Annotated in this window: 27 protein-coding genes and 2 pseudogenes; 18 read left to right on the top strand and 11 right to left on the bottom strand. The window is 66.2% G+C overall.

The genetic code is table 11. The features are described from left to right. Positions 1–12: 12 nt before the first annotated feature. Positions 13–339, top strand: coding sequence for a hypothetical protein (locus DPV74_RS15940; RefSeq protein ID WP_059553492.1), 327 nt, complete (start codon positions 13–15; stop codon positions 337–339). A gap of 14 nt (positions 340–353) precedes the next feature. Here DPV74_RS15940 and DPV74_RS15935 read toward each other — a convergent pair whose 3' ends face one another. Further along, positions 354–1370, bottom strand: coding sequence for a Crp/Fnr family transcriptional regulator (locus DPV74_RS15935; RefSeq protein WP_059585764.1), 1017 nt, complete (start codon positions 1368–1370; stop codon positions 354–356). 163 nt (positions 1371–1533) lie between these two features. Further along, positions 1534–2748: a polyhydroxyalkanoate depolymerase gene (gene phaZ / locus DPV74_RS15930; protein WP_119337548.1), complete on the bottom strand. Its 1215-nt coding sequence runs from the start codon at positions 2746–2748 to the stop codon at positions 1534–1536. 145 nt (positions 2749–2893) lie between these two features. Between phaZ and DPV74_RS15925 the strand changes: the two genes are divergently transcribed. Then, entirely contained in the window at positions 2894–3427 is a 534-nt protein-coding gene (locus DPV74_RS15925) for a flavodoxin (protein ID WP_119337547.1), read from the top strand. Then, positions 3424–5757 (top strand): FAD-dependent oxidoreductase, encoded by a 2334-nt coding sequence (locus DPV74_RS15920; RefSeq protein ID WP_119337546.1) that lies wholly within the window; start codon positions 3424–3426, stop codon positions 5755–5757. The genes DPV74_RS15925 and DPV74_RS15920 overlap by 4 nt, the downstream gene beginning before the upstream one ends. On the opposite strand, the gene DPV74_RS15915 is transcribed toward DPV74_RS15920, so the two are convergent. From DPV74_RS15915 to DPV74_RS15900, 4 genes are all read right to left on the bottom strand, one after another. Next, the gene (locus DPV74_RS15915) at positions 5729–6028 is read right to left on the bottom strand and encodes a GYD domain-containing protein (protein ID WP_059495530.1); all 300 of its coding nucleotides are present in this window, start codon (positions 6026–6028) and stop codon (positions 5729–5731) included. The two genes, DPV74_RS15920 and DPV74_RS15915, sit on opposite strands and share 29 nt — an antisense overlap. Before the next feature lie 51 nt (positions 6029–6079). Then, positions 6080–6499, bottom strand: a complete 420-nt coding sequence (locus DPV74_RS15910) for a hypothetical protein (protein ID WP_119337545.1) — start codon at positions 6497–6499, stop codon at positions 6080–6082. Positions 6500–6662: 163 nt separating this feature from the next. Next, on the bottom strand, positions 6663–7325 hold the full coding sequence (locus DPV74_RS15905; protein WP_119337544.1) for a phosphoribosyltransferase: 663 nt from the start codon (positions 7323–7325) through the stop codon (positions 6663–6665). 119 nt (positions 7326–7444) lie between these two features. Continuing rightward, positions 7445–7660, bottom strand: a complete 216-nt coding sequence (locus tag DPV74_RS15900) for a hypothetical protein (RefSeq protein WP_059854783.1) — start codon at positions 7658–7660, stop codon at positions 7445–7447. Positions 7661–7979: 319 nt separating this feature from the next. Between DPV74_RS15900 and DPV74_RS15895 the strand changes: the two genes are divergently transcribed. The 5 genes from DPV74_RS15895 to DPV74_RS15875 all read left to right on the top strand — a co-directional run bounded on the left by DPV74_RS15895 (position 7980) and on the right by DPV74_RS15875 (position 10531). Continuing rightward, positions 7980–8474, top strand: coding sequence for a hypothetical protein (locus tag DPV74_RS15895; RefSeq protein ID WP_240439986.1), 495 nt, complete (start codon positions 7980–7982; stop codon positions 8472–8474). A 72-nt stretch (positions 8475–8546) separates the two neighbouring features. Beyond that, positions 8547–9197: a BON domain-containing protein gene (locus DPV74_RS15890; RefSeq protein ID WP_119337557.1), complete on the top strand. Its 651-nt coding sequence runs from the start codon at positions 8547–8549 to the stop codon at positions 9195–9197. A 61-nt stretch (positions 9198–9258) separates the two neighbouring features. Next, a complete protein-coding gene (locus tag DPV74_RS15885) occupies positions 9259–9708 on the top strand; it encodes a CBS domain-containing protein (RefSeq protein WP_059553478.1) in 450 nt (149 codons plus the stop codon). A gap of 90 nt (positions 9709–9798) precedes the next feature. Continuing rightward, positions 9799–10308 carry a hypothetical protein gene (locus DPV74_RS15880; RefSeq protein WP_240439985.1) on the top strand — a complete coding sequence of 170 codons (510 nt, stop codon included), beginning with the start codon at positions 9799–9801 and terminating at the stop codon, positions 10306–10308. Next, positions 10292–10531, top strand: a complete 240-nt coding sequence (locus DPV74_RS15875; RefSeq protein WP_059698160.1) for a hypothetical protein — start codon at positions 10292–10294, stop codon at positions 10529–10531. The genes DPV74_RS15880 and DPV74_RS15875 overlap by 17 nt, the downstream gene beginning before the upstream one ends. Before the next feature lie 19 nt (positions 10532–10550). Here the strand turns inward: DPV74_RS15875 and DPV74_RS15870 are convergent, their stop codons facing one another. Next, positions 10551–10775: a hypothetical protein gene (locus tag DPV74_RS15870; RefSeq protein ID WP_162923054.1), complete on the bottom strand. Its 225-nt coding sequence runs from the start codon at positions 10773–10775 to the stop codon at positions 10551–10553. A 476-nt stretch (positions 10776–11251) separates the two neighbouring features. On the opposite strand from DPV74_RS15870, the gene DPV74_RS15865 reads away from it, so the two are divergent. Together DPV74_RS15865 and DPV74_RS15860 are read left to right on the top strand one after the other, a co-directional pair. Further along, a complete protein-coding gene (locus tag DPV74_RS15865; RefSeq protein ID WP_119337556.1) occupies positions 11252–12628 on the top strand; it encodes a nicotinate phosphoribosyltransferase in 1377 nt (458 codons plus the stop codon). Further along, positions 12625–13701: a hypothetical protein gene (locus tag DPV74_RS15860; RefSeq protein WP_119337542.1), complete on the top strand. Its 1077-nt coding sequence runs from the start codon at positions 12625–12627 to the stop codon at positions 13699–13701. The genes DPV74_RS15865 and DPV74_RS15860 overlap by 4 nt, the downstream gene beginning before the upstream one ends. Here the strand turns inward: DPV74_RS15860 and DPV74_RS15855 are convergent. Next, positions 13679–14665 (bottom strand): ribose-phosphate pyrophosphokinase, encoded by a 987-nt coding sequence (locus DPV74_RS15855; RefSeq protein WP_205571916.1) that lies wholly within the window; start codon positions 14663–14665, stop codon positions 13679–13681. The two genes, DPV74_RS15860 and DPV74_RS15855, sit on opposite strands and share 23 nt — an antisense overlap. 44 nt (positions 14666–14709) lie before the next feature. Between DPV74_RS15855 and DPV74_RS15850 the strand changes: the two genes are divergently transcribed. The 3 genes and pseudogenes from DPV74_RS15850 (at position 14710) to DPV74_RS15840 (ending at position 17356) form a co-directional block, all read left to right on the top strand. Next, complete coding sequence (locus DPV74_RS15850; protein WP_119337540.1) at positions 14710–15669, top strand: acetyltransferase; 960 nt, start codon at positions 14710–14712, stop codon at positions 15667–15669. A 394-nt stretch (positions 15670–16063) separates the two neighbouring features. Beyond that, positions 16064–16738 (top strand): annotated as a pseudogene (locus DPV74_RS15845) (AAA-associated domain-containing protein); the annotation flags it as partial. 153 nt (positions 16739–16891) lie between these two features. Beyond that, positions 16892–17356 carry a hypothetical protein gene (locus DPV74_RS15840; protein WP_119337539.1) on the top strand — a complete coding sequence of 155 codons (465 nt, stop codon included), beginning with the start codon at positions 16892–16894 and terminating at the stop codon, positions 17354–17356. 34 nt (positions 17357–17390) lie between these two features. On the opposite strand, the gene DPV74_RS15835 is transcribed toward DPV74_RS15840, so the two are convergent. Then, positions 17391–17984, bottom strand: a complete 594-nt coding sequence (locus DPV74_RS15835) for a rhomboid family intramembrane serine protease (RefSeq protein ID WP_119337538.1) — start codon at positions 17982–17984, stop codon at positions 17391–17393. Between the two features lie 309 nt (positions 17985–18293). Here DPV74_RS15835 and DPV74_RS15830 point away from each other — a divergent pair, with 309 nt between their 5' ends. Continuing rightward, positions 18294–18743, top strand: coding sequence for a CBS domain-containing protein (locus DPV74_RS15830; protein WP_119337536.1), 450 nt, complete (start codon positions 18294–18296; stop codon positions 18741–18743). A gap of 60 nt (positions 18744–18803) precedes the next feature. On the opposite strand, the gene DPV74_RS15825 is transcribed toward DPV74_RS15830, so the two are convergent. Beyond that, complete coding sequence (locus DPV74_RS15825) at positions 18804–20330, bottom strand: AAA family ATPase (protein ID WP_374708964.1); 1527 nt, start codon at positions 20328–20330, stop codon at positions 18804–18806. A gap of 498 nt (positions 20331–20828) precedes the next feature. On the opposite strand from DPV74_RS15825, the gene DPV74_RS15820 reads away from it, so the two are divergent. From DPV74_RS15820 to DPV74_RS15805, 4 genes are all read left to right on the top strand, one after another. Then, on the top strand, positions 20829–21161 hold the full coding sequence (locus DPV74_RS15820) for a hypothetical protein (RefSeq protein ID WP_240439983.1): 333 nt from the start codon (positions 20829–20831) through the stop codon (positions 21159–21161). A gap of 174 nt (positions 21162–21335) precedes the next feature. Beyond that, positions 21336–21809: a universal stress protein gene (locus DPV74_RS15815; RefSeq protein ID WP_069706181.1), complete on the top strand. Its 474-nt coding sequence runs from the start codon at positions 21336–21338 to the stop codon at positions 21807–21809. A 41-nt stretch (positions 21810–21850) separates the two neighbouring features. Beyond that, positions 21851–22126, top strand: coding sequence for a DUF1488 domain-containing protein (locus DPV74_RS15810; protein ID WP_069706215.1), 276 nt, complete (start codon positions 21851–21853; stop codon positions 22124–22126). Between the two features lie 178 nt (positions 22127–22304). Beyond that, positions 22305–22739 (top strand): Hsp20/alpha crystallin family protein, encoded by a 435-nt coding sequence (locus DPV74_RS15805; protein WP_049030574.1) that lies wholly within the window; start codon positions 22305–22307, stop codon positions 22737–22739. Between the two features lie 104 nt (positions 22740–22843). On the opposite strand, the pseudogene DPV74_RS15800 reads toward DPV74_RS15805, so the two are convergent. Further along, a pseudogene (locus DPV74_RS15800) lies at positions 22844–23018 on the bottom strand (nitroreductase family protein); the annotation flags it as partial.

The following is a 23018-nucleotide window of genomic DNA, read 5'->3' as shown; positions in this document are numbered from 1 at the left end:
GAGGCCTGCGGTATGAATATGTCTTTCCGGTTACCCATAGCACTGCAGGGATACGAACACGAGCGGTTCGAGATCGTCGAGCTGGACGATGAATCGTTTGCGGCGCGTCAGATCGACTTCATTTGCGCGTTGTACGGGCGTGCCGAATACTTCCGGGCATGCGGTCGCGAGAGCCCCATTGGCGATGCATTCCTTGCGGGTATCGTGAACATGCTCGAAGCGCTCGAACTGAATTCCCCGGATGAAGCACAAGGGTGTCTGACGAGGTTGCAGCAGATCATCGACGCCGTATTCGCGGGCCGCATCCGGACGATGAAGTCCGGCGCACCGGGCGTCTGAGACGGGGCGGGAAATTACCTGATGTCGAACATGCGCGCGTCGTTTCGCTTGAGGATGCGATGGCATTCGCACGCCCGATGTTCGATCGCGGCGCGATCGAGAATCGTGATCACACCTGGGCGACAGCGGATTGCCCCGTCAGCTTCAAGTTTTCGCAATTCCCCGGCGGCAAGCACACCGTTGACCCCCAGGACGCCCGGAAAGACTTTCCTGCTGACCTGGACGGTGTCGGAATCGAGCCGGTCGAGCGTTTGCAAAAGCCAGCGGCAGAGTTGCTCCAGCGGCGAGTGATGATGGCCGCACACGGCGATCTGCGACATCTGGGCGAGCAGGGCCTGCGTGTAACGGAGCAGCAGCTGCTGGAAACTGCCTGCCCGTGAGAATTCGCGCCTCGCGACCTCGGCATCGAGCCGGTAAGCGTGCCCCGCCTCTTGTACGACCACGCGATTCGACGCACGCGGCTCGCCGATACACGCGGGCAATCCAACGAGACCGTCGTTACCCACCATCGCGAGCCCGACCGGAGCGCCGGTCTTCGTCGAATGGAACATCACGCACGCCGCCGTGGTGGGCAGGTAGACATGGTCGAGGACTTCGCCCTGCCGGTGCAGGACTTGCCCGAGCGTGAGCGCCACCGGCACCAGATGCGGGACGAGCCGGTCGAGTTCGCCGTCCGACATGGCCGCCAGCAGCCGATTGGCCGAGGGGGCCGCGTCGGAGGCGTGTCCGTCGGCGGGACCGCTATGGACCAACAGTGTGCCTCGCGCCACGCGGGCAATGAGTTCGAGGTGCTGCTGAATCAGTGTCTCGCGGTTCCTTTCCGGCAAAAGACTGAGTACCGCGGAGCGTACGTCGCCTTGACCGAGCGCATCCAGAATTCGCAGTTTAGACAGTGTGCCGAGATCGCTTTTTCCCGTGCGCCATGCCGAAATTTGCGCGCGGGTCAGCGCGAGCGCCTCCGCAAGCTGGGCGTCGCTGTGGTACCTGCCCAGCTTCTTTACTTCGTCGAATAATGCATACCAGTCGTGCACGATGTTCAGCCTGCGACGCAGTCCTGTCGAGGGGGCAACAGAGGATCGGATCAGGCGCACATTTATAGCATAAATGCCGCGTCGATCCTTGATCTCGCGGCAGGATTCGGCTGCAGAATCGAACGATTGCCGCGCGCAGCGTACCGCGGGGGCCTGAAGGGGGCTACACCCTGCCGGCCTGTGGCCGGCCGCGTTCCGCACGAGCGAACGCAGTCTGTAGCGCCGGATGTACGTCGGTGCGCCAGTGATCCCCGGTAAAGAGTCCGTAATGGTCGCAATCGTCGATGTCGACGCGTTGCCGCGCATTCGCTGCGAGACCGCTGCACATGGCCAGCGCGGCATGGGTCTGGCCGGCACCGGTGACGGCATCGCACTTGCCTTCAACGGTCAGCAACACGATCGAGCGCAACGCGGCGGGCTCGACCCGCTGGCCGTGAACGTGCCACGTCCCGTTTGCCAGGCATGCTCGCTGGAACACGATGTCGACAGTATCGAGGAAGTACTCGGCTGGCATGTCGAGGAGCGTCAGGTATTCGCGCAGCGCCCGGCGGGCGGTTGCGAGTGCGTCGGCGTTGCCGCTCGACACGGCTCGTCGATAGCAATCGACCAGCGTCATGTAGCGTTGTGGGTAGGTGACCGCGATCTCGGCACGCTGCAGATAGGCCGGAAATACCTGACGCCCGCATCCGGCGAAGCCGTGTGGCACCGTGTCGATCAGCGTGGCGCGACACCAGTCGAGCGAATGCGAGCGGGCCGCAGTTCCGAGCGCACTCGGATGGATGCGGGCATCGAGGGGGCCGCCGATCAACGTCAGGCTCGCCGGCAGCGCGGCGCCGCGTTGGGCGCGCAGCGCGATGGCACCGAGCGACGGAAACGTCGCCTGACAGACTGCGACGACGTGCGCCGGACGCGCGTCCGCAAGCAGGGTTTCGATGAAGCGGTCGAGCATCGACACGTATTCGTCGAGGCCGAATCGGCCCGCGTCGCACGGCACGTCGCGTGCATCGATCCAGTCGGTGATGCAGACGTCGCCATCGGCCAGCAGGGTCTCGACCGTCTCCCGCATCATCACGGCCAAGTGGCCGGCCAGCGGCACGCAGAGCAGGATCACGCGTCGTGCGCCCGCGTGCGAGAAGCGGCGCAACGTGCAAAACGGCGTGTGCTCGACGATCGTTTCGTCGATGTCGACGCGACGGCCGTCCATGTCGATCGAATCGATGGCGAAGCGTGGCGCGTCGGGTCGCAGGTCGAGCAGGGGTTCCAACAGGTCGGCGTAGCACGACGACGCGGCATCGGGCCAAAGGCCGCACGTGAACCGCGCGACCGCGTCCCACGTTCTCAACCATTGCCGTTGCCGTTCGATCAGGTCATACCACATGACGCATAGGCGGAAAATCGCCGGGAATCCGGACAAGCCTACTGTCGCCGGATCGTGCGGCGACGGGTTGACCTGTATCAGCGTCGCCTCGATCGCCGCTGCATAAGCTGGTCTACGAATCCCAGACGGATGCACGGAGTGGAACATGGACACATCTCGACGATTGCTTGTCGTTTTCTACTCGCGCAGTGAAACGACGTCGGCCATTGCGCGCCGACTCGCCGCCGAGCTTGGCGCGGATTGCGAGCGGCTGCGGGAAGCCGACGATCGGCGGCGGACGGGGGCCGTCGGCTTTCTGCGTTCGCTCGCCGATGTGATCCGCGATCGTGCCGCGGACCTTCGGCCGACGGCCTGTTCGCCGTCCGCATACGATGCGGTCGTGGTAGGCACGCCCGTATGGGCGGGCCGCGCATCGACGCCGGTTTCGACCTGGCTCGCGCGGCACGGGAGCAAACTGCGCGCGACCGCATTCTTCTGCACGATGGGCCTGCGCGGCGACTCGACTGCCTTCGGGCAGATGCAGGCGCTAACGCGCCAAAGGCCGATCGCGACGTGCGCGATTTCCGGGCGCGATATTGGTCGCGGCCTGGCCGCTCGGAAGCTCGCCCGTTTTGCGCGTTCGATCGCCCTCCGGCTTGCCCCCCGCGAACGGCACATGAGCGCGGAGCGAGTAACGTGACGGCGCAGTCTGGGGGCAAGCGAGACTACGATCATGTGCTGGTCGGCGGCGGCATTGCCGGCGTGTCCGCGGCGCATGCGTTGCGGCGCGAAGATCCGTCCGCTCGCATCGCGATCCTGTGCGGCGAACACGTGCTGCCGTATCAGCGACAGCCGCTGACGAAGGAATTTCTCGCAGGAAACCTCGCCCCGGCGGCAATCGCGATACACCCGGCGGGGTTCTACGAGATGCGCAGGATCGATCTGCTTCTGGGGGCGAGGGTCGCGTCGGTAGACTGCGGCGCGCATGTCGTCAGGCTGGCGGATGGCTCCGCGATACAGTACGGCAAGCTGCTGATCGGGACCGGTGCGTCGCCACGCAGTCTGGCGGTGCCGGGGGCAACGCTGGCGGGCATCAGTCACCTTCACGACCTCGACGACGCGCTCGTGCTTCGCGACAACGTCGCCCAGAAACGACGCCTGCTTGTCGTGGGCGGCGGCTTCACGGGTATCGAGGCGGCGGCCACGCTGCGCGAGCGCGGTCTGGAGGTCACGCTCGTCGAACGCTGCAAGCAGCTGTTGCCACAGCTGAATTCCGTTCGGCTGTCCGATCACTTTGCCGGGTTGTGTGCGACGCGCGGAATTGACGTTCGAACCGGAACGACGGTGGAGCGCTTCATCGGAAAGCTATCGATCGAGGCGGCCGTGCTCACCGACGGCCGCGTCGTCGAATGCGACCTTGTCGTGATTGCCACGGGCGTCGAGCCGAACTGCGGGTTTCTCGCGGGCAGTGGCATTGCGACAGGGGATGGCGTGCTTGTCGACGAATGCCTGCAATCGTCGGATCCGGACGTCCATGCGGCCGGCGACGTCGCGCGATTTCGCGATCCGGTATTCGGCGTGCAGAGGCGTATCGAGCACTGGGACAACGCGGTGCGTCAGGGCCGCCTGGCCGCCAGGAACATGCGCGGTGCGCGCTTGCCCTATCGGGATGTATCGATTTTCTACGGAAATGTATTCGATGTACCGTACAACTTCCTCGGCAACGCTGCCGATGCGACCGAAGTCGTCGAACAGGGCCGATTCCCGCATGCTCCGTACTCGTTGCTCTATCTGAGACATCATGTCCTGCGTGCGATGTTCTCGATCGGTGTGCGCGCGGATGAAATGACCGCCGCCGAGGAGACGATCCGCCATCGGGTCAATCTCGGCACGCAAGTCGAGGCTGCGACCCATGACGTATTGCGGCTGTGCGAACTGCCCGCGCAAACGGTCCTGATCCTGCAGGGTGGCGGTGCACTCGGCGCATTCGAAAGCGGCGCGATCGCCGCGCTCGAGGCGCGGGGCGTCCGTCCGGATGTGATCGCGGCCGTGTCGATCGGCGCGTTCAACGGCGCGATCGCCGCGAGCCATCCGGGGCATGCGGCCGAAGCACTCGACGCATTCTGGCGTGAACTGTCGATCAGGAGTCCAGTGGGCGTGCCATCGTCCGCCTATGCGGGACATGCGTTGCTCGCGTGGCATATCGCGCTATTCGGCGTTCCGAATTTCCTTCGGCCGCACTGGTGGCCTGACGGGATTCCGCCGTCCGGCCTTGCTCCGTGGTGGACGAGCTGCTACGACACGCAACCAATGCTCGCGCTACTGCGCCGCCATGTCGATTTCGACGCCCTGGCGGGCAGCGCGACGCGCCTGCTACTTGGAGCCGTGGACGTGGAAAGCGGGGAACGGCGCATCTTCGACAGCTATGTCGATCGCATCACGCCCGAGCACCTGCTCGCCAGCGGCAGCCTGCCGCCCGCGATGCCGTGGACGCGCATCGACGGCCGCGCTTACTGGGACGGCGGCATCATCAGCAACTCGCCGCTCGATCTCGTGATCGAACGGTGCGGGCGGATAGCAGGGCGCGTGTTTGTTGTCGATTTGTTTTCCGGGTCGCGCCCGTTGCCGTCGAACCTGATCGAGGTCATGCTGCGGCGCGATGAGATCGTCTATGCCGATCGGGTTCGTAACGACCTGCGGTTCGAGGAAAACGAGAACGACTTTCGCGATCTCGTCGAACGTATAACCAACCAGCTTGATCCCGAAACGGCGGCACGCATGCGACAACTCCCGGAATACATCCGGCTGATGGGAAGTCGTGCGCCCGTACGGGTCTTCAGGATCGCGCTGGATGGCCCTGCCGGAGCCAGGGACACTTTCGCGCGCGACTTCGATTTTTCCGATACATCGATTTCAGCGCTGTTCGAACTCGGCCGCAGTGCGGCGCTCGCAGTGCTCGCGTCGAACGCGACGGAACCGCTCGGGGGCGCAGCCGGCCGGCCTAGTCGAGCGTGGCCACCAACGCCTTGAACGCTTTCCACTCTACAGCAGGGAAGACTTCGACACTCGCGTGGCCCAGCGTGCGCATGCCGGCGGAAATTCTGAAGGCGGTGTCCAGATCGGGGGCAGTGAAAATGTCGAGATAATCATAGCGGCCCATCAATGCGAAATTGTGCAGCCATTCGATCTGACCGCACGTCTTCTGCAATCGGTGGACGGCGTGATGCTCGAGCTCGGCCAGTTTCTCCGGCGTCTTGACTGCATCCGGCGACACGCGTGTAAGCATGACAAAGGTAGGCATGACGAATCCCCAAGGTGTCGCCCCGTGACGGAGCCAGGAATGGACGGTCGATCATACGATCGGCGATGTGCGAGCCGGTCGCCGGGCGGACGACGATGACGGTCCCAAGCCTTGCCCGAACCATGGAATCTCGGCTCGGAGCGACGCGACATACCGAGCCCAGCCTCCTGGGTTGTCGGAGAACAGCCGTGCGCATACGGGCTCCGCGAGGGCATCGCGATCGAGCGGCTCGTCGAGCAACAGCTGCGGCCACAGGCAGTACGCGTGGAGGACGGCGCGCGTGAATTCACGCACGGTCATGTGCGCGAACACCTGATTCAGCAGTGGAATGTCCACAAGCATCGGCTGTGCGGCCAGAAGCGAATCGAGTGTCATGTCATCCGGCTCGTATTCGAGCACGCAACTGAGCGTTCGCAGAATGCTGCCCAGATGCACGAGCAAGGCGCGGCGAGCTTCGGTTTCGTTTGGCATGGGTGGCGTCCGGAATGGCGGAACGGATTGCTCCGCGTGTTTCCTTGAAATCTATGAGCGATGTCGCGCGCGAACGTTGATGGAGGTCAACCGCAGCGGTCAGGGCCGTTCGGCATATCGGCCACGGTGGCCTCGGCAGCGCGCGTGCCTGCGTGCCATTCCGTCAGCGGGGCACCGTATCCTCTGCAGCGTGCGACCGGCACGCCGCTGCCAGTATCGCGACGGCCTCGTCGTCATCCACCTGCGAAAACGATCGATAGAACGCGCCGACCGAGAAGGCTTCGTCGGACTGCTCGATGCACACCACCTCGTCGGCATAGGGACGGACTTCATCGAGGCCTCGCGCGCAGGCCACCGGTACCGCGCAGACGAGCAGTCGCGGGCGCCCCATGCGCGCCGCGTGTAACGCGGCGATCATGGTCGCGCCGGTCGCGACGCCGTCGTCGACCACGATCGTGATTCGGTTTTCCCGGACGACGGGTGGGCGGAAACGCGCATAGTGCGTCCTGCGTGCCGCAAGCACGGTAAGTTGCTCCTGCTGTTCCGCTTCCAGATAGCGTGACGGAATCGCCATATGTACGGCATCGCGCGACAAATAGCACCAGCCGGATTCGTCGATCGCGCCAATCGCGAGTTCCGGTTGCCATGGCGCGCGCAACTTTCGCACCAGCACGACGTCGAGATCGCCATGCAAGCGCGTTGCGAGGATGCTTCCCAGTATCAATGCGCCGCGCGGTATCGCAAGGACCAGCGGGTGTTCGCCGCGGTAGGCCTGAAGTACGGACGCAAGCTGATTGGCCGCGTCCTGGCGATCGTCGAAGATCATTCACCTCCTGTTGGCGCGAGGGCGTGCGTTGCTGCGCGCTGCCGCGAAATCCGGTTGTCGAAGTCGGGGCACGGTCGGGCCTGCGGTCATCCCGATCGCGGTCGAACCACACGGTGCGGTCAAAGCCGTTCGAGCCGTGCGAGGATCTCATCGGTCCGCCGCAGCAACGTCGTGTTCCGCTCGGCCGTCTGCCTGACGGTATTCAGTCTTGCGCGCCAGTACGCGGGGTCGGTGATGGTTGTCTGCTTGTGGAAGCAGGACCGGGTCTGCTCCAGCAGACGAATGGATCGTTCGATATGTGACAGCTCGCGTTCGACGTCGCAGTACCAGTTCATGCATGGTCTCCGTTGCATTGAGTGATTCATGTTGGATTCCCGAAATCGGTCACGTCTTGATTTCACTCAACGCATCGAATTCATCCGATTTTTCGGTGACTGAAAAATGATTCGCACTCCTGGATCGAGCGCTTCGACACCGCACCGGGCGAGGTGATGTTCGACGCGAAGACCGGGCAAGCAATTCGGCCCGGCCCCGCGACGCGTGCGCATCGGTGTTTCGACGGCATTGCATCAGACGAATCGGGGAACGTTTCGATCGCTCGCGTCTGCCGGATGACCTGCATCAAGAACGCTTGCCCGGCAGGAGCGAATATTGATGTTTTCGCATGTCGAGCTCGACCGCGATCGACATGTTCCGCGCCGTCTGCGTCTTCACGTTCATGATACGGACACCATCATGCCCGCCTTGTTTACGAACACGCCGAATCGCCAGGTCATTTCACGTTCCGAAGCATTGGCACTGAGCGTGTCGGCTGCCACGCCTCGCCAACACCACCCGATCGACACCGATGGCGACCGGCTGCTGAGCCCCCACGAAATCGCCATCCTGATGGTGCTCGCCAGCGAGCCGAGACGCCAGCAGGGCGACCCCGCCGACCTGCGCTGCCTCGTCGATCGCGGTCTCGTTCGACTGGATGCAACATCGCTTGCCGAGGCGCCCGCCTGCCTGTCGGCCGACGGGCGCCGGATGGTGTTGCGATTCGCCGGGCGCGATCGGGCCACGCAAGGGCGCAACGTCGACGTCACGACCGCGTTTCGCGCGATCGCGGCGGAGACATCGGTCGCGATCGCGCACTACGCCGCGCGCTGACCTGTATCAATTCCACGCGGTGCAGCGGGAATTACCGTTGTTTTCATCGATTGCGGACGGGAGTCGATGGCCATGAAAAGCGACAGCGAGCTGAAGAAGGACGTCGAGCAGGAACTCGAGTGGGATCCGTCGATCGATGCGGTGCGCATCGGCGTCGAAGTGCACGAACGCGTCGTGACGTTGACCGGGCACGTCGCCAGCTATCTGGAAAAGGTCTCGGTGCGCAAGGCCGTCGAGCGTATCGAAGGCGTGCGCGGCATCGTGCTCGAACTCGAGGTGCAAACGGACGACGGCAAGCGTCGCTCGGACGAGGACTTGGCCATCGCAGCGCGCTCGCTCCTGATGTGGGATGCGGGGCTCGGCGAGCAGGCCGTGCACGTGACGGTCGAGAACGGATGCGTGACGCTGTCGGGCGAGGTGATGTGGAGCTACCAGATGCAGGAGGCGGAGCGGGCCGTCGAGCGGCTGCGCGGCGTCACACGGATCATCAACGAGATCCATGTCCGGCCGCATCCGACGCAATCGGACATCGCGGGCAAGATCCAGGCGGCCTTGATTCGGCACGCAACGGAAGAGGCCGCACACGTCGGCATTACAGTTCAGGACGGCTGCGTGACATTGACCGGCCAGGTGGGCTCCCTGAATGAACGGCGGCTTGCCTTCGATGCCGCGTGGTCGGCGCCCGGCGTGCGCGACGTGGTCGATCGACTTACCGTTGCATGATGGTTCGGGCGGCGGCGGACATCGATCGAGGGGCCGCCTCGTCCCGGCCGGGAGAACAAACATGAATGCCGCGATGCTCTGTACCCGCGAGGTCGCCATGTGTTCGGCACGAGCAACCGTCGTAGAGGCGGCGGAAATGATGCGCGACGCGCACGCAGGCGATCTGATCGTCGTGCGCGAACAGGACGGGCGATGCGTGCCGGTCGGCGTGGTGACCGATCGCGACATCGTGCTGGCGGTGGTCAGCCCCGATGCGGCGGCCGGCTCGCTGTTCGTCGGCGACATCATGTCGGCGCCCGTCGCGACCGCGAACGTCGACGACGATATCTGGCTGCTCGCGAAGGGGATGCGCCAGCACGGCGTCCGTCGATTGCCGGTCGTCGGCGGCGACGGCGAACTGGTCGGCATCGTGTCGCTCGACGATCTGCTGCGCGCGGCCGCGACGCTGCTCGACGAGTTGCGGCTTGTGGCGGCCCGCCAGCCGTATTTCGAGGAGAAACAGCGTGGCTGATCCGCTCGGTTCCCGCTTCCGTCGCGTCCTGCATGACGTAGCGACGGTCTCCATGCCGGTGCGATGCGCCCCTCGGACGCGCGCGATCCCATGACACGCGGCCGGCATACCGGCCCGCGCGCCCGGATGCGCCGGTGGCTCGGCGCAATCGGTCTCTGCGTGCTGCTGTCGAGCGCGACGACGTGGCTCGGGGCGATCCACGATCATCCGGTGAGCACGGGTGTCCTGGCCGGCATGACCGCGCCGGAATGCGGGCGCGTGAGCGCCCGGCCGGCCGGATCGCTGCTGACGGCACCTATTCCGGAACACGACGTCTGCCTGCCGCTGTTCGTTTATCGCGCGTCGTATCCGGACGCCGCGAGCGACGTCGCGTCGTACCGCACATGGATTCTGCAGCAGCGGGTCGGTGAGTTCTGGCAACTGTTCGGCTACGTGCTTCTGCTGTGGGCCGCGATCCTGGGCCTCGTCGCCGGCCCGATATGGATCTTCCGGTGGCGGGCCGGATATCGCCATCGCGCCTCGCGGCATGGCGTAACCGATGATGGAAGCGGCATGCGCTCGCACGGCAAGCAAGGGGGTAATCATGACGATTTCCGGTGAATTGAACGAGACGGACTGGACCGTGGCGATCGAAACGGTTGGCGTTGCGACCGGCGGCTACCGTTGCCGTGTCCACGTGATGATCCGCTCGCCCGACTGCAAGTGCGAGCATGTCTTTCCGCATCACCGGGTATTCGCGACCGAGCGCGAGGCAGCGCTGGAGGGGCTGCGCAGCGGTATGACATGGGTCGAAATGAAGAAATCGGACACCTTCACGTACTGACGGACGGCGTTGCTCACGGTCATCTGCGCTGCATGAGAACCGGCGCGCACGGCGACACGAATCCTGCGCGCGCGTCATGACCCGGGCCCTGCGAATGCCACGTCGCCGGCATGCGTTGATCCCGGTCAAAGCCGCGCGGCACGGCCTCAATACGATGGATCGCATCTCCGCGAAGAATGACGACCATGAACAGGCTCAGATGCGCATGCCGTGTGCTCGTGCTGTGCGCGTCGGCGTGCTGCATGCCGACGCAGCCGGCACATGCCCAGCATGCGCGCCATGTCCCCCGCCAGGAGTTCCACCGCAGGGACTTCCACGGGCGGGATTTTCGCCACTTCGAACCGAGGGAGCGTGCGCGATGGCAGCGCGGTCGATGGGTGCAGGACTGGCACGGCGGGCGCTACGCGTGGTGGTGGATCGTCGACGGCTACTGGTACATCTATCCTGAACCGATGTATCCGTATCCGACCTACATTCCGCCTGCGATCGTCGTTCAGCGGCCGCCACCGACTCCGGCCCGGCTGCCGCCGGCACGCGCGTGGTATTACTGCAACGACCCGCGCGGATACTATCCGTATGTCGCGTCGTGCAATGGCGTGTGGACCGCGGTTCCGGCGACCCCGGGCCCCGCGCCGCAATGACGGAAGCGACGCTTGTCTGCAACGAAGTGGCCGAAGACCGGCTGCACGATTGCGCGCGAGCGACGCGGGAGGGCAGATGATGAACGGATTCTGGCCGAACGCTGACGTCGACGACGTGCTGCTGGCGGATTGGTATGAACTGACGATGATGCAGGCCGCGTTCGATGCCGGAATGAACGACATGGCCAGCTTCGAGTTCTTCGTACGGGCGCTGCCCGAGCATCGGGCATTCCTGATGGCGGCGGGGCTGGCGCCCGTTCTCGACTATCTGGAGGGCCTGCGCTTTACGGCCGCCGCCCTTGAGCGACTGGCCGCGACCGGGCGCTTGAGGGCCGATTTCCTCGCGTCCCTCGCCGGCTTCCGTTTTACGGGCACCGTTGACGCGATGCCGGAAGGCACGGTGTTCTTTGCCGACGAACCGATCCTGAGGATCACGGCGCCGTTTTGCGAGGCGCAGTTCGTCGAGAGCCGCGTGATGAACCTGCTCCATTACGCGACGGTGGTTGCCAGCAAGGCTGCACGCGCCACGCTCATCGCGCATGGCAGGGTGCTGGTGGACTTCGGCATGCGGCGCGCGCATGGCGCGGAGGCGGCGATGCTGTCCGCGCGGGCCAGCTACCTTGCGGGATTCTCCGGCACGGCGACCCTGCTCGCCGGCTTGCGTTACGACATTCCTGTCTATGGCACGATGGCGCATTCATACGTCCAGGCGCACGACGACGAAGCGCTCGCGTTCGAGCATTTCGCGCGGTCGCAGCCGGACAACGCGTTGTTGCTGATCGATACGTACGATACGGAGCACGCGGCGCACAAGGTCGTCGAACTGGCGCGGCGGCTTGCGCCCGAGAACGTGCGCATCAAGGGCGTCCGGATCGACAGCGGCGATCTGGCGGCGCACGCGCGCAACGTGCGCGCAATTCTCGACCACGGCGGCCTGACGGACGCGACGATCTTCGCGAGCGGCAATCTCGACGAAATCCGGCTGCAGGAACTCGTCCACCAGCACGCGCCGATCGACGGTTTCGGAATCGGCACGCAGATGAGCACGTCGGCGGACGCACCGTGCCTCGACTGCGCGTACAAGCTCGTCGAATATGCGGGCCGACCGCGCTGCAAACGCTCGGAGGGCAAGGGCACGCTGCCCGGCCGCAAGCAGGTGTTTCGGGAATACGGCCCGGACGGGCGAATCGCCGCCGACAGCATCGGACTCGACGGCGAGCACGTCGACGGAACCCCGCTGTTGTGGCCCGTCATGATCGGAGGGGCGCGGCTCGCTGCCCCGACGCTCGGCGAGAGCCGCATTCACGCAATGCGCGAACTGTCCACGCTGCCCGATCCGATGCATGCGCTGGCGCCCGTCATGCCGCTGCAGCCGGCGATTTCTCCGGCGCTGTCGGCACTCATCGCGCAGGAGAATGCCAGGTCGGACACGCACGCGGGGCAGCAAGCGACATGAACGATGCCCATATCCCGGCCGGCCGCGCGATCACGCTGAGCGACAAGGTGGCCGCGTTGCGCATGCCCGCGGCCTGGCCGGACGGCACGAGATCGGTCGAGGCCGTGGAGACGCACATGTCATGGATATTCCTGACGGATCGGTACGCGTGGAAGCTCAAGAAGCCCGTGCGTGCGCCGCAGCTCGATTTTCGAACGCTGGCCGCGCGCCATCGCTTCTGTTGCGAAGAGGTGCGTTTGAACCGTCGGCTTGCGCCCGACGTCTATCTCGATGTGGTACCGCTCGTCGTCGACGCCCGCGGTTGCCTGCATGCGGACGGACCCGGCGAAATCGTCGACTGGCTGGTCCGGATGCGGCGCCTGCCGGCCGCACGCATGCTCGATCGCGTGTTGTCGTGCGGCATGGCTACGGCAGACGATGCGTGTCGCATCGCGGCTCGCCTGAGCGCGTTCTACCATGTCCTGGCACCCGCGCGAATCGAAGGTGCGGCGTATCGCGAAGCGCTGCGTTGCACGATCGACACCAACGAACGCGCGTTGTGCAAGCCGCTCGCGGGCCAGTCCGCCGATGTCGTGCGGACGCTCTGCGCGCGGCAGCGTTCGTTGCTCGTGTGTGAAGCCGCGCGCTTCGACCTGCGTGTGCGGCAGCGGCATGTCGTCGAAGGGCACGGCGATCTGCGTCCCGAACACGTCTGCATCGACGATCCGGTCGCGATCATCGATTGCCTCGAATTCTGCAGACGACTGCGAGTCCAGGATGCGGCCGACGAGGTCGGCTTTCTCGCGCTCGAATGCGAGCGTCTCGGCGCTCCGAGTTTCGCTGACGCGCTCGTCACCGCCTATCGCTCCGCGAGCGGCGACGATGTCGACGACGGATGCGTGCATTTCTACCAGAGCTGCCGGGCCATGACGCGCGCGCGGCTCGCCGCGTGGCACCTGCGCGAGCCCGCATTCAGGGCGACGCCGGTCTGGCGCGATCGCGCGAGCACGTACATCGCGCTCGCCCGGCGGCACGCCGACGACTGCGAGCGCACGTGGGTGGCGAGCCACGTCAGCGCCGCAGCAGGTCCGTGAGCGAGCCGCCGCGATGGATACGCGCAATCGCCTCGGCAAACAGCGGCGCGCTGTCGAGTATCGCGAGTTTGTCCCTGAGCGGCCCGGCCGGCACGCGCCAGGGCGGCACCGTGTCGGTCACGGCGATGCCGGCGAGCGCGACGCTGCCGAGCAGGTCGGCAGCGTCGTCAAAGAACATCCCGTGCGTCGCGACCGCGTAGACGGATTGCGCGCCGAGCGTGCGGCAATCCTCGGCCGTGCGGGCCAATGTCGTCCCGGTGCCGATCAGGTCGTCGACGATGACGGCGCAACGGCCGGCGACCTCGCCCACGATCGGCTTGGGCGTCACGATGCCGCCGCTGCGCAGCTTGCCGGCGAATGCCGCGTCGACGGGGCGCCCGATGCGCGCTTCCAGCCGGGTACGGAAATCCTCGGCTCGCCGCACGCCCCCCGCGTCGGGCGATACGACCACGACCGGCCGTTCGCCCGCTTGCGCGGCGAACCAGTCGACCAGCATGCCGTTCGCCTCGAGATGCTCCGTCGGACAGCGAAACGCGTTCTGGAACGCCGCGACGTTGTGGATGTCGATCGTGACGACACGATCGACGCCCACCGCTTCGAGCAACATGGCGACATAGCGCGTGGAGACCGGATCGCGCGGCTGAGACCGGCGATCCTTGCGCGAGTAGCACAGGTAGGGCGTCACCGCACAGACGCGTGCGGCCGACGCGTCCTTCAACGCGCCGATGAACAGCAGCAACCGGCACAGCTTGTCGTTGACGGAACTGCCTGGCTCGCCGTGCAGCGACTGCACGACGTAGACATCGTGTCCGCGCACGCTGGCCAGCGCACGCGTCTTGTGTTCGCCGTCCTCGAACGGACGTTCCTCGTGCGCGGCGAGCGTGACGCCGAGACGGGCCGCGATTCGTTCGCCGAAGGCGCGACACGAGTCGAACACAAACAGGCTGAAAGGGAGTGGTTCCATGGCATGGCTACCTCGATTCATGCGGTTATCGGGCGTCGCGAATCATGACGCGCTTTGACGTGTTCAACGGCGATGCGGACGGCATCTGTTCGCTTCAGCAGCTCCGGCTCGAGATGCCGGCCGAGTCGGTGCTCGTGACGGGCCCCAAGCGCGACATCGCGCTGCTCGCGCGCGTGCCGGCCGCCCGAGGCGACATCGTCACCGTCCTGGACGTTTCGCTCGACGCGAACCGCGCGGCACTCGATGCGCTGCTGGGGTGCGGGGTCGACGTCGACTATTTCGATCACCACATGCCCGGCGCCGTGCCCGCTCATCCGCACCTTCGCGCGCATATCGACACGGCGCCGGACACCTGTACGAGTATCATCGTCGACCAGTACCTGGCGGGCCGGCAGCGACTCTGGGCGGTGGTCGGTGCCTATGGCGACAATCTCGTCGGCGTGGCCGGCAGGCTCGCCGCGGCCTGCGGCCTGACGGATGCCGATGCCTACCGTCTGCAGGTGCTCGGCGAATCCGTCAACTACAACGGTTACGGCGATCGCCCGGACGACCTCTTCATGGCCCCGCTGGCCGTGTATTCGGCGGTGCGGCAATACGCGAACCCGCTCGAATTCGCGAGGTCGCCCCTCGCGCGGCGGCTCGACGCCAACCGGCGACGCGATATCGCGCGTGCGGAGCGACAGCGCGCGAACATCGCGTTGCCGGGGGCGGACGTCTATATTCTCCCCGCCACGCGCTGGGCGCGTCGCGTGCGAGGCGTTTTCGCCAATCTGCTCGCGCGTGACGACGCGGCACGCGCTCACGCGGTGCTGACGTTGTCGGCCTCGGGTGGGTATACCGTCAGCGTTCGCGCGCCCGTCGCCGCACCGTATGGCGCCGATCGTCTTTGTCGCGCATTTCCGGAGGGCGGCGGCCGGGAAGGGGCGGCCGGGATCAACCGGCTCGCGCCGGAGCGCTTCGACGAGTTCGTCGAGGCGCTCGCGAACGCATACCCGGCCGCGTGAGCCGATGCAGGCGCGCTCGTCGGTGCGGTACGGCGTAGCCGGAACGGGTGTCATCGGGATGCTCCTGAGCGGTGGCCGTTGCGCGGCAGGACTCGCTGCAATCGTGGCGCCGCGCGTTGTCTGGCGGTTGACGCAGGTCAAGCCGGCCGGCCGCCCCGCCCCGGAAGATGAAGCGCCATCATCGGCGGGGAGAGGCGTCGTGGAGCACCATGCGGAGGTATTGCGCGGCGGGCGCTGGACGCTGCCCGTGCCGGGCTGGCGGGACCTCGCCGCGATGTTGATCGTGGTCGGTTTCCTGTTGCTGGCCGGCATCTCGGCGCGCCAGATGGCCGGCCCACTGGCGGTGGCGCATCCCCCGGCCATTTCGCTGTCGCCCGCGGCGCTGCCCGGCTACACGCTGCGCACCGATTTTCTCGACCTGTGGGACGCGCACCAGCTGTCGATCCGGTCGGTGCTGATGGTGACGCACAACATCGAGGAAGTTGTGCTCATGTGCGATCGCATCCTGGTGCTCGGCGCCGGCCCGGCGCACATCGAGGCAACGCTGAGCGTGCCGCTGCCGCGTCCGCGCAGTCGGCATGATCCGGCCGTTCAGGCGATCGTCGGCAGGATCTATGCGACACTGACTGCACGCATCGCCGACGGGACGGCAGGCCGGGAAGCGACGGGCAGTGCGCTGGCGATGAAGCTGCCCGACGTGTCGAGCCACCATCTCGCCGGATTCGTCGACACGCTCGCGGCCGCGCTTCATCTTCTTGCGTTTGCCGAATGGCACGACCGGACCATCCGGCTGAGTGCCGCGGGCCATGTGTTCGCGCAAAGCGACGACGATTCCCGGCGGCGTCTGTTTAGCGAGCATGTCGTCCGGTTCGGGCCGCTCGCCGCGCACATCGACGAAGTGCTGGGCGAACGCGAAGGGCATCGCGCGCCGCGCAAGCGTTTCGAGCTCGAACTCGAGGATCATCTGGATCCGCGCAGCGCGGACCAGGCGCTGCGGGTCGTGACCGACTGGGGCCGCTACGCCGGACTGTTCGACTACGACGACCATACCCGCACGTTCGGCCGCTGACCGTTTTGGCCGCATGTCGGTCGCGTGCTTGATCGGCATCAAGCGTCGCGCGACAGGGCGTGCGACGCTGGACGAACCGTCGACGCAACCGCGTCGATCCGGCAGACAAGCATCGCAATTCGACGTCAATGACCGTTCACGGGAGGACTGACCATGAACTGGCTTTCCGAATACTTCGCCCAGCGCACGAGCCCGCTGTCGCTTTCGCTCTGGGCTCATCCGCCGCTCGCGCTCGGACCGGACGGCCCGATCTGTCGCGAGCCTTACCGCCTGCCGTATCCGGGAGTGGAACTCGTTTTCACGCCGGCGGAGGCGCTCGAGCGCGGCGGGAGGACGTACACGCTGCCGGCGCGTTACGACTCCAGGGGACTGCTCGCCGCGCGCAGCACGGCGCACGACGAGGCCGCGTCGTTCTTCCGCGAGGTGACGATTTTCGCGCCATCACAGTTCAATCGCGACTTCATCGTGACGGTCAATGGCGAATTTTCGTTCGTGCCGGCGTTCTGGCAGGACGGGTCGCCCGGTTTCTCGGGCATCTGCGCGCCTGCGGCGGGCGGTCGCACGACAGGTGAGAGAGAGGGCCCGCCGTGGCTGTTCCAGGGATATCTCAGCATCTAGTTCGCGCCATCGGCGCGGTCGGCTGGAACAGGCGTCACACGCGCTCGTCCGCGCGTTTTCGCCAGAAGGCGAGGCACACAAGCGCGCCGAGCATGCCACCGAGATGGGCGAAGTGCGCGACGCCGCTTGTGTCGCCGCTGAGGCCGGACAGCAATTCGGTCAACGCATAACCGGTCGCGAACAGCCATGCGGGCATCGGTACCGGCGGAAACAGCAGCACGATGCGCCGTTTCGGAAAGAGTACGGCGTAGGCGACCAGCGCGCCGAAAACGCCGGCCGACGCACCGATGGTCGGTGCGTCGTTGGGCGGCAGTGCTCGGATCACCGCGAGCTGCGTGATCGCGCCGGCCAGTACACTCGCCAGGTAGAGCGCGAGAAAGTGCGCGCGCCCGAGCACGCGTTCGACATCGCGTCCGAACATGTAGAGCCCGAACATGTTGAACGCGATATGGGCGAGACTGGCATGCAGCACGCTGTAGGTCAGCAACTGCCAGACGTGGAACTCCGGAGTCGCCGGCGCGCCCGGCCGCGCCGGCGGCCATAGCGCGAACAGGTCGACGAGCACCGGCCAGCCGCTCGCCTCGGCGATGAACACAGCGAAGTTCATCAGAATCAATGCGTAGGTCATGGCGACGGAATCCACGGGGAGAATGGCGTTGCCTGCCAGCGGTGCTGCCGGATCCGGATTTCACGACATACCGTCACGTTAGCGATGCCGCGTGCATGGCTGTTGCGGCAGATCATGGACGTCGTCACTTGCAGCTTTCCGGCCGAACCAAACTGCGCGGTACGCGTCAGCGCGCCGACAGCGCGCAACAGGTTGACGTGCGTCAAGGCCGCCCGGGGCGCCACGCTTACCCTGAACTCGGGAAACATGTGTCGCCGCGCGGCGGCGCGCATGCGTATCGTCCATGCAAAGGGCAACGGGAGCGTCATCATGCACATCGGAAGAATCAGCACCCAGCCGGTCGAATCGTGCACCGCCGAATGCAGTGCGTTTGAACTGGCCGATCGCATGCGGCACGCGCATGTCGGCGACATCGTCGTGATCGAGTACCGCAATGGCGAAGCCATTCCGATTGGTCTGGTTACCGACCGCGACCTGGTGATCGAGGTGATGGCCCGAGGCGACGATCCGGGCGACGTGACGGCCGGCCAGATCATGTCGCGGGGCCTCGTCGTCGTGTCCGACACGGACGAGATCGGCGTCGCGCTCGAGGAGATGCGCCGCTCGGGCATTCGGAGGCTGCCGGTCGTCGACGACGCAGGCCGCCTCGTTGGTATCGTCACGCTCGACGATATCGTCGAGCACCTCTCGGGGCTGCTCGGCGGCGTCGTGGAAGTCGGCAAGCTGCAGCAGATCGAGGAGCAGCGTTTCCGCGCGTGACATTGCGGGGCGGCGCGCGGCGCGCGCGGGCCGATTGCCCGAGGCATGCGCATCGCGTGCTTACGTGCGCAGCAAGGCGAACAACGGCCCCCAGAATGCACGGCTTTCGTACGCCGCGGCGTCGCAATCGGTGTCGAAACGAATCGTGATCGCGGCTTCGTCTTCGGTCAGCGGGTGGGCATGCTCGATCTGCCGGGCCAGCACGGCGGTGTCGGCATCGGACGCATCGCGTCCGTGTGCTGCCCGGGCCGCGACACGCGCGGTGAGCGTCGCAGGGCTCGCAACGAAATCGAGCATCGCGACGCGCACGCCGAGCCGTGCCGCGAGGGCGATGAACGCCGCTCGGTTGTGGCGGCGCAGGAACGTCGCGTCGACGATCGCCGTGTAGCCGCTGTCGAGAACCACGCGAGCAGCCGAAAGCAGCCTTTCGTAGATCTCGTCGATCGCCGTGTCCGAATAGGCGCCGGCGGACAGGCGGGTGTCGTCAGCTGTACCAGCCAGGCGCTTGCGCTCGACGTCGCTGGACAACCGGATGGCGCCGAGTTGCACGGCCAGTGCACGGCTGGCCAGCGATTTACCGGAGCCGGAAACCCCGTGACACAGCAGCAACGCCGGCCGCGCATCGCGTCGCGCATCGACCATCGCCGACGCAATGCGCAGATAGGCGCCGCGCGCCGCTTCGTTGCCGCGCAGCCGGGCGGTCAGCGCGCGTACCAGCGCACGGTAGACGAAGTAGCACGGCAGCACGCCCAGTGCCGCGTGGTCGCCCGTGCGAGCCAGCCAGCCGGAAAGGAGGCGGTGGGCGCAATCGTCGCGTCCGTGAGCCGAGAAATCCATCAGCGCGAACGCGAGATCGCTCGCCACGTCGATCCAGCGCAGCGCGTCGTCGAATTCGATGCAGTCGAACATCAGGATCCGGTTTCGCCAGCGCACGATGTTCTCGAGGTGCAGATCGCCGTGACACGCGCGCACGAATCCGAGCGCATGCCGATCGGCGAGCAGCGGTGCGATGCGGGTCGGCTCGGCTTCATACCACGCGCGCAGCGCGGCTTCGTTCGGCACCGTGACGTCGAGCGTGTCCAGCAACGCCCGGCACTGGGCCGCGACGCTCGCTGCGCTGCCGGGATGGCCGCGCGGGGCACGGCGCGGCGCGTGCAGGTGATGGCGGGCAAGCGTATCGGCGAGGGCATCGGCGTCCGCCAGACCGTCATCGCGCGATGCGCTGCGAACCGACAACATCGCCTGCGCGTCGAACCGGCGCATGCGCACCACATACTCGCCCGGCACCGTCCGCTGCCGGCGTCGGCGCCCGCCGGTCTGCACCGGTGCAGCAAACGCGCATCGCCGGCCGTGCGCGACGAGCGGCCACACACCCAGGTACAGCGGGCCGGCGAACGGTCGATTGAGCTCGCACTCCGCGAGCGCGCAGCGGCGCCGCTGTGCGGGCCGCATGAGATCGACGAAGGCGAAGTGGACCGGCTTGAAGCGCTTGTACGCATAGCGTCCGGCAAGATAAACGACCGACAGGTGGGTTTCGATCCGCGCGATCCGGCCCGCGGGGTGCGGATAGGTGGCGGGCCGGCGCATCGCGCGATCGAATTGCGTCGACTTTCGTCGTGCATTTGCGCGACTCAGCGCGAACGGGACATGCGGGGCTCGGGACATGATGAACAGATGAATCGTACGGGGTGCGCGTGCGTGTTGCCACTCCCGGCAGGTTGGATTCGAAACGAGCACGCGCGTTCTCGTCTGCCCGATGTCCCCGGACACGGCTGGCAGGCCAGAAATGACCGACTCGGCGCCTCCTATTGCACCCGACTACGGCGCTTTCCGGCTTGATGCCAGTCAAGCCAGCCGCGCGAGAGCGCACTTGATGCAGGTCAACTGCCTTGGCCGGAGCGGCAATACAGTCGATTCCAGCGCCAGCGTAATGCGGCGCGTGACCATGTGCGAATTTCGCGGCCTGGCGAGGCATTGACAATGAAACAACGGGCATTGGCGATAGGTGTGCTGCTCGCGCTGGGCGCATGTGCGGGGGCAGAGCGAACCGACGCATTCAGGGCGATGGAAACACGGCTGCTTGCGATGCGTCAAGCCGCATCGCTGCAGTGTTCGACACCGGCCGAATGCGATCGTGCGTGGAGCCGCACGCGACGCTACGTCCAGGATCATTCGTCCACCCGCATCACGCGATTCAGCACGGACCGGATCGAAACGGCGCCACCGTTTCTCGCCGGAGAAGTCTATCTCTGGGCGTCACGCACGGGATCGGGCGGCGGCGCGGTGATCCGGCTCAAGGCGATGTGCAAGGGCATGTACGACAGCAACGGCGGCCCGGGATGGCAATACGACGCGTGTGCCTGGAAGATTCCGGAAATCGAGCGAGGCTTCCGGCCGGACGAGAACCCGCCGAGCTAGCGTCGGATGCCGGCCGCTCGGGCCCGCATGCCGCGGCGGCCGCCAGTCTCCACGCGTGCCGGTTTCATCGCGGCTTCAAACCGTTGACTCCGGTCAACGCGCGCCGGCGGCGAGCGCCGATGATGGAAGCGAATCCGGACGCCGTTCGCGCGTCCGTTCCTCAGCGAGGCCCGCATGTACACAACGATCATGGTTGCGACGGACGGCAGTCCTACCGCGAATCAGGCGCTCGACGCAGGCCTGAGGATGGCCAAAGTATGCGGCGCCCGCCTGTTCGCCGTGTTCGTCGTCGACAAATCCGCGCTGCTCGCCTACCGCGGCCGCATCGAGCCGGAAGCGTTGCTCGACGAGATCCGGCGCCATGGCGCCGCGATCTTGCACGATGCCGACCGGACGATCGCGCGCGCGGCCGTCAACGGCGAGACGGACCTCGTCGAGACCGATTTCGGTCAGGATGTCGCGGAGCGCCTGCAGCGCTACGTCGTCGATCATTCGATCGATCTGGCCGTGGTCGGCACGCATGGTCGACGCGGTGTCCGGCGGCTGGTGCTCGGCAGCGTCGCCGAGCGCTTCCTCCGCGCATCGCGTTGCCCGGTCCTGCTCGTGCGCGGCGAGGATGCCGCGCACGCGACGGTCGCGGCGGCCTAGTACCGCCGTCGGCCCGTGCGTTACCCGCCCAGGTGATCATCATGCAGATCTCGTTTCCTTTCGAACATCCGACGTATTGCGACCTCGATTCCGCACTGAGCTTTCCGGCGCTCGTCGAGGGCCGCCGCGTACGCTGCGCGATCACCGCGGCCGCGCTGGAAGATCATTTCCGCGCGGCATCTCCTCGCGAGCCGGACCTCGTCGACGCATTCGCACGCCATCGTCCCGCGATCGAGCGCGCCGCGCGCTGCCTGCTCGAGGAAATCGGCGGACGGCCGATCCTGCTCCACAGCGGCCATTTCCGGTTCTGCACGTAATCGGCCGCCGCCCTTGACGCGCATCAAGCGCGTGCCGGGGCGCGGAGGTACGCTGGAATTCGAAAGATCATTCGTCCCACGCACGGCATTTGGTGCCGCGCCATCCGGTCTTCATCGCGGCCGCTGCTGTCGGGACGAGCGCACCGGCTGCACGTCATCCCTATGAGGAGTGCGAATCATGAGCAACATGACGCGTTACGATCCGTTTTCGATCGAACCCGTGGCCGATCTGTTCCAGGGTCTGTTCAGGCCGCTGCGCGGCATGACGCTGGCCGACGAGCCCGATCTCGCATCGATGAAGATCGACGTCACGGAAAACGACAAGGCGTACACGGTGAACGCGGAACTGCCCGGCGTCGCGAAGGACGACATCGACGTCCAGGTGACAGGCAACACCGTATCGATCCACGCGAAGATCGAGCGCAACAACGAGCAGAAGGACGGCGAGCGCGTGATCCGGCGCGAGCGCTACAGCGGTGCGATCAGCCGCTCGTTCTCGCTGTCCGGCGACATCGACGATGCGAACGCGAAGGCGACCTATCAGGATGGCGTGCTGTCGCTGACGCTGCCGAAGAAGGCGCCGGTCGGGCAGAAGAAACTCGCGATCAGCTGATCGGACGACGGGCAACGGGCGATGCGGGCATGCGTCGCCCATCGGGAGGATCCGGCGCGCGGAGCGATCCGCGCGCCGTCTTGCAGGCGCGGCCGCCTCCGCGCTCACGCATGCGAGGGTGCACTGCCGGTCCGATAGCCGACCGTCTGCGCGAGGATCGGCAACTCGTCCTCGTTCAGCCGCAGCGCGTCGGCGAGCGTGCGGTGATTGATCCAGCCGCGCACGACGGTGCCGAGGCCGGCCGCCGCCGCGCCCGGATCGTCGGGCGGCACGAAGCGC

Source organism: Burkholderia sp. HAN2018 (genome assembly GCF_024704855.1).
Taxonomy (GTDB): Bacteria; Pseudomonadota; Gammaproteobacteria; order Burkholderiales; family Burkholderiaceae; genus Burkholderia; species Burkholderia cepacia.
This window is presented reverse-complemented; position numbering and strand designations above follow the sequence as displayed.